Annotated in this window: 10 protein-coding genes; 2 read left to right on the top strand and 8 right to left on the bottom strand. The window is 37.6% G+C overall.

The annotated features are described in order from the left end of the window. Positions 1-144: 144 nt before the first annotated feature. The 7 genes from ASJ81_RS24155 to ASJ81_RS05905 form a co-directional block, all read right to left on the bottom strand. A complete protein-coding gene (locus ASJ81_RS24155) occupies positions 145-267 on the bottom strand; it encodes a hypothetical protein (protein WP_275112534.1) in 123 nt (40 codons plus the stop codon). Continuing rightward, a complete protein-coding gene (locus tag ASJ81_RS23575; protein ID WP_245859854.1) occupies positions 267-752 on the bottom strand; it encodes an ABC transporter substrate-binding protein in 486 nt (161 codons plus the stop codon). Before ASJ81_RS23575 ends, ASJ81_RS24155 begins: the two co-directional genes overlap by 1 nt. After that, positions 704-964 carry a hypothetical protein gene (locus ASJ81_RS23570; protein WP_245859853.1) on the bottom strand — a complete coding sequence of 87 codons (261 nt, stop codon included), beginning with the start codon at positions 962-964 and terminating at the stop codon, positions 704-706. The genes ASJ81_RS23575 and ASJ81_RS23570 overlap by 49 nt, the downstream gene beginning before the upstream one ends. Positions 965-1,190: 226 nt before the next feature. Beyond that, on the bottom strand, positions 1,191-2,276 hold the full coding sequence (locus tag ASJ81_RS05920; protein ID WP_095643683.1) for an ABC transporter substrate-binding protein: 1,086 nt from the start codon (positions 2,274-2,276) through the stop codon (positions 1,191-1,193). Positions 2,277-2,487: 211 nt separating this feature from the next. After that, positions 2,488-3,570, bottom strand: a complete 1,083-nt coding sequence (locus ASJ81_RS05915; protein WP_095643682.1) for an ABC transporter substrate-binding protein — start codon at positions 3,568-3,570, stop codon at positions 2,488-2,490. 34 nt (positions 3,571-3,604) lie between these two features. Then, positions 3,605-4,414: an ABC transporter ATP-binding protein gene (locus tag ASJ81_RS05910; protein ID WP_095643681.1), complete on the bottom strand. Its 810-nt coding sequence runs from the start codon at positions 4,412-4,414 to the stop codon at positions 3,605-3,607. Further along, a complete protein-coding gene (locus ASJ81_RS05905) occupies positions 4,411-5,442 on the bottom strand; it encodes a FecCD family ABC transporter permease (RefSeq protein WP_095643680.1) in 1,032 nt (343 codons plus the stop codon). The genes ASJ81_RS05910 and ASJ81_RS05905 overlap by 4 nt, the downstream gene beginning before the upstream one ends. Before the next feature lie 692 nt (positions 5,443-6,134). On the opposite strand from ASJ81_RS05905, the gene ASJ81_RS05900 reads away from it, so the two are divergent. Further along, positions 6,135-7,217, top strand: a complete 1,083-nt coding sequence (locus tag ASJ81_RS05900) for an ABC transporter substrate-binding protein (protein ID WP_245859851.1) — start codon at positions 6,135-6,137, stop codon at positions 7,215-7,217. A gap of 695 nt (positions 7,218-7,912) precedes the next feature. Continuing rightward, on the top strand, positions 7,913-8,848 hold the full coding sequence (locus ASJ81_RS05895; RefSeq protein WP_095643678.1) for a hypothetical protein: 936 nt from the start codon (positions 7,913-7,915) through the stop codon (positions 8,846-8,848). A 122-nt stretch (positions 8,849-8,970) separates the two neighbouring features. Here ASJ81_RS05895 and ASJ81_RS05890 read toward each other — a convergent pair whose 3' ends face one another. Next, positions 8,971-9,453: a DUF2099 family protein gene (locus ASJ81_RS05890; protein ID WP_338037372.1), complete on the bottom strand. Its 483-nt coding sequence runs from the start codon at positions 9,451-9,453 to the stop codon at positions 8,971-8,973. Between the last annotated feature and the right edge of the window lie 45 nt (positions 9,454-9,498).

Here is a 9,498-nt window from a genome sequence, read left to right as displayed (position 1 = left end):
TTCTGCTATTTTGATTTAAGCGAGATTCTAAAACTTGCAATTTTTCACTAAGTGACTGTCACAAAACAGATTAGGCAAACTTTTCATAAAGTTAATTTTTAATTGGTGATAATGATCTTGAAAATCAAGGCATCCAATCGAAACTTATGCATAGTTTGTTCTGTGACGACTCCTAAGCTGTTTTATTTGAGATTCAAGACTCTCAATGTAAGTTGCAATAACTTCAGGATTTGAAGTACACAGAGCAAGAATCTCTTCACGTTTCATCAAAGATAGAAATAACTCATTGTAAATCCAATTTTTCCTCGAAAAGAGGAAAAATTGTGTAGCCCTAAAAAGGCTACCTGAATAGTAACAAATAAAAACGAATTAAATTCGGAATACGGACTATTTTCATCTTTCCGCCAGCCACCAATTATTATTTTGTTATGGTAAATCGGATCAAGGATATCGATCCAATGTCTGGGAATGGGTAGGCCATCCAGCTTCCTGTGATCTATAAGAAAAACAAAAGGTACTACGGCAAAAATAGTGAATTGCTTTTCAGGGTCCTCTATACCACAATCAACATATATTGAGGGCAAAGGCTTAAGTTGACATGCCTGAAAATAACCTTTATCAATAAATTTTTCGAAAAATTGCTTCTCAAAAAGGTTATCAAAAGATGAAGACAGCACCATGTTGGGAAAATCATCAATATTACCTACGTTGTGAATGGACTCAAAGGGCAGATAACCGCTTCCTCCACCCATTGGAAAATAACAATTGAGCCGAGTTCCATTTTTTCAACCCTATGCTTCTTTAATACAGCCTCCAAACCATCCTTGAAAGTGTATTTTAAAGAAACCGGAATTCGCCCCAAAAAATCAAATTCTCCGGGCGAAAGTTCACCGCTGTACAGCTCGGTTTCACACATATAGTCATCTATTTCTGTGGAGAAATCTAAAGAACACCTATTTTCCACAATATTTCACTCCTCTTGTTTGCCTATTCTATTCTACCTATCTGCTTATTTGCAGTAAAGTTTAGATTGTCTCAAGAGTTTCCAGGGATGTTTGGGTTTTTCATTTTTGGGTTCCTTTTTCCTTTCAACTGAATATTTGTGGGATTTTAATGACCTTCACAGCTCATTTTGCTATTTTTTAACTGTATAACTGTAGATGTAACAAATTTTACTCAACGTTTTCATGTTATGTGCTGGCAGGCGGTAGATGCTGCAGTATCCTGTTTGCTTCATCATCTGTTAAGTTATAGTGGTAGAATTTTGAATAGTAATCCTTGACCTCATTAGTCATGTTCAAATCCTCGAACAACTCAGGATGCAGAGTTTTTGCAAAATACTCCATAAGCAACATTCCTTCAGCACCATAATCCCAATAAGCTACTCCCTGAGGGCAGAGATACACTTTGTTATTTTTCACAGCTTTAAGATCGCTAAACCTGGAGTCATTAACGATTATATCTGTACTGTTAACCCTGCCTACAAATATTACATCCGGATTCCATACAAGTAGCTGTTCCGGCGTAACTGTGTCATACCCTTCAGTATCTGCTGATAGATATTTACCACCAGCCATTTCCACATAAAACTGCGGATAAGAATTTTTACCCTGGGTTGTTGTTGCATCTCTAGCGTAGTATACCGTTGGTTTCTGGCTATCTGTAAGGTTTGCAGTTCTTGATGTCACATAATTTGCTTTCTGATCGAAGTACTCACCCCATTCATCGGCAATTTTTTTCGCATCCGGCCCCATCACTTCACCATAAAGCTCGATTTCCTGCTTAATGTATTGAGTAAATGAGTCTACATTATCAGGATTTCCTGAGTTTTTCTGAGTGACCACGACAGCTATGTTACTCGAGTTCAATTTTTCCTTAGTACCATCATAGGATCTGCAAAACACTACCTGTACTTTTTTACCCATAAGTTCCTCAACATTAGGATCGTCTGCGATATAGACATCTTTCAACTGTGGAGCTATTTTGGAAGACCAGGGTAGATTGGTCCATGCAGACATTGTCATTGTCATTTTGTCGGTCTGGTTTAGTAAAATTAATTTTTCATATGCCTGGCCAGAAATAGCAGCTACACGGGTGACATTCACAGGTATGGTTACAATCCGTCCTTCCTGATCTGTTATCTGAACGTACTGATCATACTCTTTCTCACTAACCTGATCGGAAATTTTGTTAGTCTGACCTGCATGTGCAGCAGCAAATACTATTGCAATGACTGCAAGAATTGCAATGGCAGCTACTATACCCCTTTTATCCATTTGATCACCTTAAACTAGTGTTTCGATTCCAAAATAGATTCCCTATTTCCTGGAAAAATCCGTAATCTTCGGATCAATTCAAAAGCTAAGTTTTATGAACCTATTTGAGAATCGCAGTACTAGCATCATATTTTGTATTGATGGTTTTTTCCTCGACACATGAAAGTAAAGTTCATTTCATTTCTTAAATGCCATCCATTTTCTCAAATCGTTAGTAACCGGCAGGCGGCAAATGCTGCAGTATTCTGTTTGCTTCATCATCTGTCAGGTTATAGTGGTAGAACTTTGAATAATAATCTTTGACCTCGTTAGTCATGTTCAAATCCTCGAACAACTCAGGATGCAGATTTTTTGCAAAATACTCCATAAGCAACACCCCTTCAGCACTACCATCCCAATAGGCTACTCCTTGTGGGCACAGATACACTCTGTTATTCTTGATGGCTTTTATATTACTCAATCGAGAATCGTTAGTAATTATATTTGTACTGTTAACTCGGCCTACAAAGATTACATCAGGATTCCATGCTAGCAGTTGCTCCATTGTGACGCTTTGAAGCCCTTCTTTGCTGGTATTTTTCGCAACGCAATTCCCGCCAGCCATTTGGACATACCACTGTGTGTAAGAATATTTGCCCTGTGTTGTTATTGCATCTGGACCTCTGGCATAGTATACCGTTGGTTTCTGGCTATCTGTAAGGTTTGCAGTTCTTGATGTCACATAATTTGCTTTCTGATCGAAGTACTCACCCCATTCATCGGCAATTTTTTTCGCATCCAGCCCCATTACCTCACCGTAAAGTGCTACTTCCTGCTTCACATATTTAGTGAATGAGTCTATGTTTTCAGGGTTTCCTGAGTTCTTCTGGGTGACCACTACAGAGATATTACTCGAATTCAGTTTCTCCTTATTACCATCGTATGACAAACAAAATACTACCTGCACTTTTTTGCGAATAAGATCCTCGACATTAGGGTCATCTTCTATTGATATATTTTTTAATTGTGGAGCTATTTTGGAAGACCAGGGTAAATTGGTCCATGCAGATATTGTGACTGCCATTTTGTCCGTCTGATTCAGCAAAATCAGTTTTTCATATGACTGACCAGCAAGAGCAGCTACACGGGTGACATTCGTCGGTATAGTTACGATTCGACCCTCTTGATCTGTAATCTGTGTGCCCGGATCAGAAGTTTTTATTCCTTTGCTACTGTGATCTATATTTGTTGCAGTAGATATTATTGCAATAGCTGCAATAGCTAAAATAATAATCAATATACCCCTTTTGTCCACCCAATCACCTCAAGCTTTTTTGTGATATCTCAGATCAAAAACATCCTGTATCCACATGTGGCTGTTGTACTTGCATAGGTATACATGCTCTTCTATGCTCATTTACATCTAGAATTTTGACATCTACCCCATAGGCCTGTTTCATATTATGTTCAGTGACAACAATTTCCGGTTTTCCGATTTCCATAATTGTGCCCTGGTTCATGATAGCTACTTTATTACAGGATAAGAAGGCGTGGTCTGGAAAATGTGAAGTCATTACAACCGTTAGTCCAATTTTAGACAATTCTTTTATGATTTTGAGTGTTCGTATCTGGTTTCCGAAATCCAAATGGGATGTTGGTTCGTCGAGGAGAAGAATTTCGGGCTGTTGAGCTATTGCTCTTGCCATTAAAACAAGCTGCCTTTCACCACCACTGATCTCGGTGTAAATTTTATCCTTCATATGTAGGATTCCAAGGTTCTTCAGAGCTTCTTCAGCAATTATATAATCATTCTTTCTAGGAACAGATGTTAAACTCAAATGGGGAGTTCTACCCATAAGAACTATATCGAAAACTGAAAACGCAAAAATTGAATTATTTGATTGCGGGATATATCCGATAATTTTTGCAAGTTCGGTTTCTTTCATTGAATAAATATTCTTATTTTTCAGTAATATCTTGCCGCTTTTCAGTTTAAGTAGGCTGTTCATACATTTGATTAAAGTTGATTTTCCGGTTCCGTTAGGTCCTAATATGCATAAAACGTCTCCTTTCTCGACAGAGAGGTTTACATTTTTGAAGACGCTTTTCTTTCCATTGTAAGAGAATTCTGCATTTTCAATGTCCATAATTTTGCTCATGACCATCCCTCGTAGCCTTTTTGGAGTAAGTATATGAAAACGGGTGCTCCTATGATGGCTGTTAGTATTCCCAAAGGAGTTTCGATGGATGTGGCTGTTCTGCATACATCATCAACCAGCAGAAGGAAAGTAGCCCCCAACGAAATGCACGCAGGCAAAAGCTTTCTATGATCCGGCCCCACGATCATCCTGGCTGCATGAGGTACTACAAGGCCCACCCAGCCAATGATGCCACTTATGCTTACGGCGGAAGCTGTTAAGAGTGTACAGCAAAAAATCACCAGCAACCTCATTTTTTCCGTGTTTACACCCAGTGCACGTGCTTCGTCATCGCCCATTGAAAGAACGTTAATTCTCCATCCGATAAGCAATAATGCTGCAAATCCGATAAGAGTAGGCCCTATTATCATCAAGACACTATTACTGTTAACTGCAGAGAGACTGCCCATAAGCCAGTATACTATTTCTGGCAGTTTGCTATCAGGATCTGCAAGGTACTTGATACACGAAATGAAAGCAGAAAAGAGTGCTGCGATAGCTATCCCTCCCAGTACCATCACCAGAATATTATTACCCCTAAGTCTTTTGCTTAGAGAGTAAGTGAGGATAACTGCGACCAGGCCGAATAAAAAGGCTGTAGTCTGAATCATTACTGCGGAAAAACTGAACAAAATAGCTATTGCAGCTCCGAAACCTGCACCCGATGAAACACCCAGGATATCTGGAGAGACCAGTGGGTTCTGGAAAGTTCCCTGAAAAGAAGCACCTGAGATTGAGAGAGCCGCACCCACAATCATCGCAGCGATTATACGGGGCAGACGTATATCCCAAACTACCGTATAAACAGTTGAATCTAAATTTGCATTAATAGGTACAAAAACCGATACAATAGCCAGTATTACATCCGTAGGAGATACTGGATATCTGCCAATCATAAAAGATCCGAAGAACAAAAGTATTGGGAATGAAATCAAAATGGTTGTTAAAGATATATTTCTAATGGTTTCCCTGTTTATTCGCCTGTTCATTATTTTTTCCACACCAAACGTTTACAAATTATCCGTAGTTTCTTTAGAAGTATCTTTTTCAAGATCGCCTATTGATCTCAAACGGTAGCTAATTTAAGGCTTCAGCTACTGTTTTTCTATTCGACTGAGTAAATTTTACGTTGTATTTTAATTTCTCCTGTACTATTTGTTTCTCAATTTTAATTTCTTTAAAAGTTTCACAGGCGTTATGTCTAATTAAACATAACAAATTATATAATCAAAATACCAGTAATCTATTTCCTAGATAGTAATATAAATAACTTACTATCAGTTCGATTTCTTACTGTGCCTTTGAGCGAATAAAAAGAAGCTAATATAAACATCCTAGTTGAAAAGGTATGTTCTCTTTTAATTCTGTTGTTATCTCTTTTTTGTGATTGAGCCTCATAATTTCCTTTTTAGTTAATATATTTCGACTTAAAACTTGAAAAATCAGTTTGTAAATTAACTATATATACAAGGTAATAGGTAATTTATTTCTGTATTAGTTAGATATATTCTTTGTTATGGTAAAGCAAACATATATCATATGAACTGTAGGAATAAATGTAGTAACAGTATACACAGAAATAAATCGTAGGTTTTGGAATAGACTCAAAAACTATTAAAGGGCTATCAAGATGAGATCAACAAAAAAGCCACTAAGTTTGTTAATCATGTTGTGTCTGTTAATGACACTATCTATACTGCTTATAAGTGGATGTTCACAGAAAACAAGTGATGCTATGGAAACGGCATCAGCTCCCATGGTTGACATAACTGCAACAAATACGGAGCAGGAAACAACATTGTCGGATACTGCACTGTCAGATACCTGGGTAATTACCGATCTAGCAGGCAGAAAAATTACACTGCCTGCTGAGGTTACCAGAATTTCAGTGTTACATCCTATACCGTGTCAAATGGTATGGAGACTGGCACCGGAAAAACTTGTGAGTGTGGACAAGCAGTTTACTGAACGGCTAGAATTCATGTCAGATGATGAAAAAAAGAGGCTGCTGGCTCTTCCGATTAATGGAGAATTCCACAGTGGCATAAACACGGAAGATCTTTTAGCAGTCAGCCCTCAAGTAGTAATAACATTAACAAAGGATACGAAAATCGAATCCGAACAAAAAGAAGCTGGCATTCCATTCGTTGCTGCATCAAAAGATACGCTTGAAGAGATTGCAGATTCATGGAGGTTAATCGGTAAAATTGCTGGAAATGAAAAAGAAGGAAATGAGCTTGGAGATTACTGGGATGAAACCATCAAAAAAGTTACCGATCAAACATCGAAAATTAATGAAAGTGATAAGCTCAAAGTATATTATGCGCAATCAGATGTCACCAAGACGGTTGGGTCCAGAACCATTATGGCATCTATCATCGGTTTGGCTGGAGGCATAAGCTTCATGGAAGCAAATCCGCAAATGGAATCGGCTAATACAAGCGAAGAAATCCAGGTTTCACTGGAACAAATCTACAAGTGGAATCCAGACGTTATTATTACCAAAACAGCGAAAGGTCGTGATGAAATTCTCTCGAAAGAAGCCTGGAAAGATATTGCCGCCGTAAAGAATAAGCGTGTTTACGCATCTACAAAATACGAGATGCTTGACCGGACACAATCATTGATGGGACTTATGTGGACCTCAAAAGTGCTTTATCCGGATAAAGTGAAAATTGACCTGAATAAAGAGGTAAAAACATTTTATTCAAAAGTATATCTTGATAATAACGTGACGAATGATCAAATCAATCAGACAAATTAATCACAGTAGTAAGTCAACATATGAGTACTTCTAATATAATATCTAAAAAATTAAAAATAGCTTAGGTTTTCATTGATACATTTGATATAAACATTATAGGACTTACACAGTTGAACTGAAGAATCAACATCATCAGACTGTTAATGGTCTAAAACTTGATTTTAATCTACAGTCTTTGTCGTAATTGGTTTTGTTCCTCCAGTGCGCAAGTCCTATAATATTTATATAAAAATAAATAAATAGACTCAGTACCAAAATCCAGTGATGAATGTAAAATTCAAAATCACTGGATTTTGTAAGTGGTCACAATCCGTTTGATACGACATTGGGGTTGAAGTCTTTAGATATCGAATATTGATCTTGATGAAAACCGGATTCTTCTTTCGAATTCAGATTTTCAATCAAGAAATACAAAAATCACTGGATTTTGGAACAGAATCAATAAATAAATAGATAAATACAAAAATAATATTGAAGATTACAGGCTTAGAAACGGAGTGAACAGTAGGAAAATTCTGATATTTTCGTGTGAAAACTAATGCAGCATCAACAGTAGCTTTAACAGTAGAATGTTGTAACTAAGTTTTTATCCAGCAGTACATGATTGGCGCAGCACCAGTATAACTAACATGCAGAATTTATCTCAAATACGTAAAGCAAAAACCTGATTTGTTTTTAATCCAGGAAGGTGCATAATGTTAACTGTTGAAACAAGCGGACTTAAAGGAATAACGAGCTTTACCACATATGACGGTGGCGAACTGAAGGACTGTAAGCTTAAAGAATATAATTTGATTCACACAAAATACGGAGATCTTGTTCCGCAATACGGTGGTCCGGGGTTTAGAAAAAAGCAATTAGCAGCTTCGTCTTTTTATAAAAGTGGTAAAATTAAAAGCATTTCTTTAGAACAGCAGACTGAAATAAGCACACCAATAGGAATACTTCCGGCTGAACTGGTTACTTTTTTTGAAGACGGATCGATCAATAGTTTATTCCCTTTAAACGGTCAGATCAGCGGTTTCTGGTCGGAAGAAGAAGAAGGCAAACTTGCACAAAAACTCCATTTTTCATTCCCGTTTGGGGACTTTTGTGCAAAGATAATAGGTCTGCGATTTTATCCGGACGGAAGAGTCAGAAGCCTGATTTTGTGGCCGAATGAACGAATCATAATTGACACACCTGCAGGAAAAATGCCAGTTCGAATAGGGTTTAAGCTTTTTGAAGATGGGAGCATAGAATCTGTAGAACCTGCAGAGCCATTCCTGATTAAAACTCCTATTGGTTCGATAAATGCGTATGATACGGACGCACTTGGCATTGATGCAGACAAAAACTCCGTGCGTTTTGACGAAAAAGGTAAATTAACTTCTCTTTGCACTTTCGACATCATCACAGTCAGAAAGAAAAGCGGAGAAAAAGAAATAATTTTTCCAACTTTAAGGCAGGGTCTGACAACTGAATTTGAAACTGTGCCTATTAAGGTGATCTTTGACGATGGTACTGTAAGCATTGGTAATGATACCAAAGTCTTCTACAAGATAGCTGAGTGCACATTCCTTATCATGCGTGGCAACTATATGAAAACAAAATCATGCGATAACTGTTCTGGTTGTAATAGTTGTATTTAGAGCTATTACAGCTATCCGAAACAAGTATTAGCATGTTGCGTATCTTCGGGAGCTGAACAATTGATAGGCTATAAGCAAGCTGAAAAATACTCAAGGCTCCACATACCACACCATATAACCCGTTATTTCAAATCTCGCGGCTGCTTATGCTTAGGCACAACTGGCAGTTCTGTAGTAGTTATCAAAATTGGGCTTTCTATATCTTTTTCCCTCTCAATCACTAATTCTTTTCCTTTCTTAGTGAGGGCAAATAGTGGAATTGCAGCTGCTACTTGAACTATGGGTTTTGCAAGCTCCCTTATATACTTAGAAGCGCAACTGGTCACTAGGTCTGAATTTTCCAGAAGACCTTGAGCTTCTTCCTTGCTGACACCTGTAACATGTACCGCAATTATTATAAGATCAAGCCCAAGTTTAGCCTCGAGTTCTCTCAGATTTTTTGCAGTTTTTGAATCAGCAGTGGTTACTGCAACCTTTTTGTAATCAAGTTCTTCAGCTTTCTTTACTCCTTCTATAGGGTCTATTGATGCAGTTTTAGTATCAAGCACAACCCCACCGAGTTTTTGAATTTCATTTATAACATCCTCAATGGGTTGATAATCCATTTTTATCCGATTGATGTTTTAAAACACCTGAATGTTAGCATTTCC

The sequence above is a fragment of the Methanosarcina spelaei genome, assembly GCF_002287235.1.
GTDB lineage: Archaea > Halobacteriota > Methanosarcinia > Methanosarcinales > Methanosarcinaceae > Methanosarcina > Methanosarcina spelaei.
Note: the sequence above shows the minus strand (reverse complement) of the source record. Positions and strands in the feature narration are given on the sequence as shown.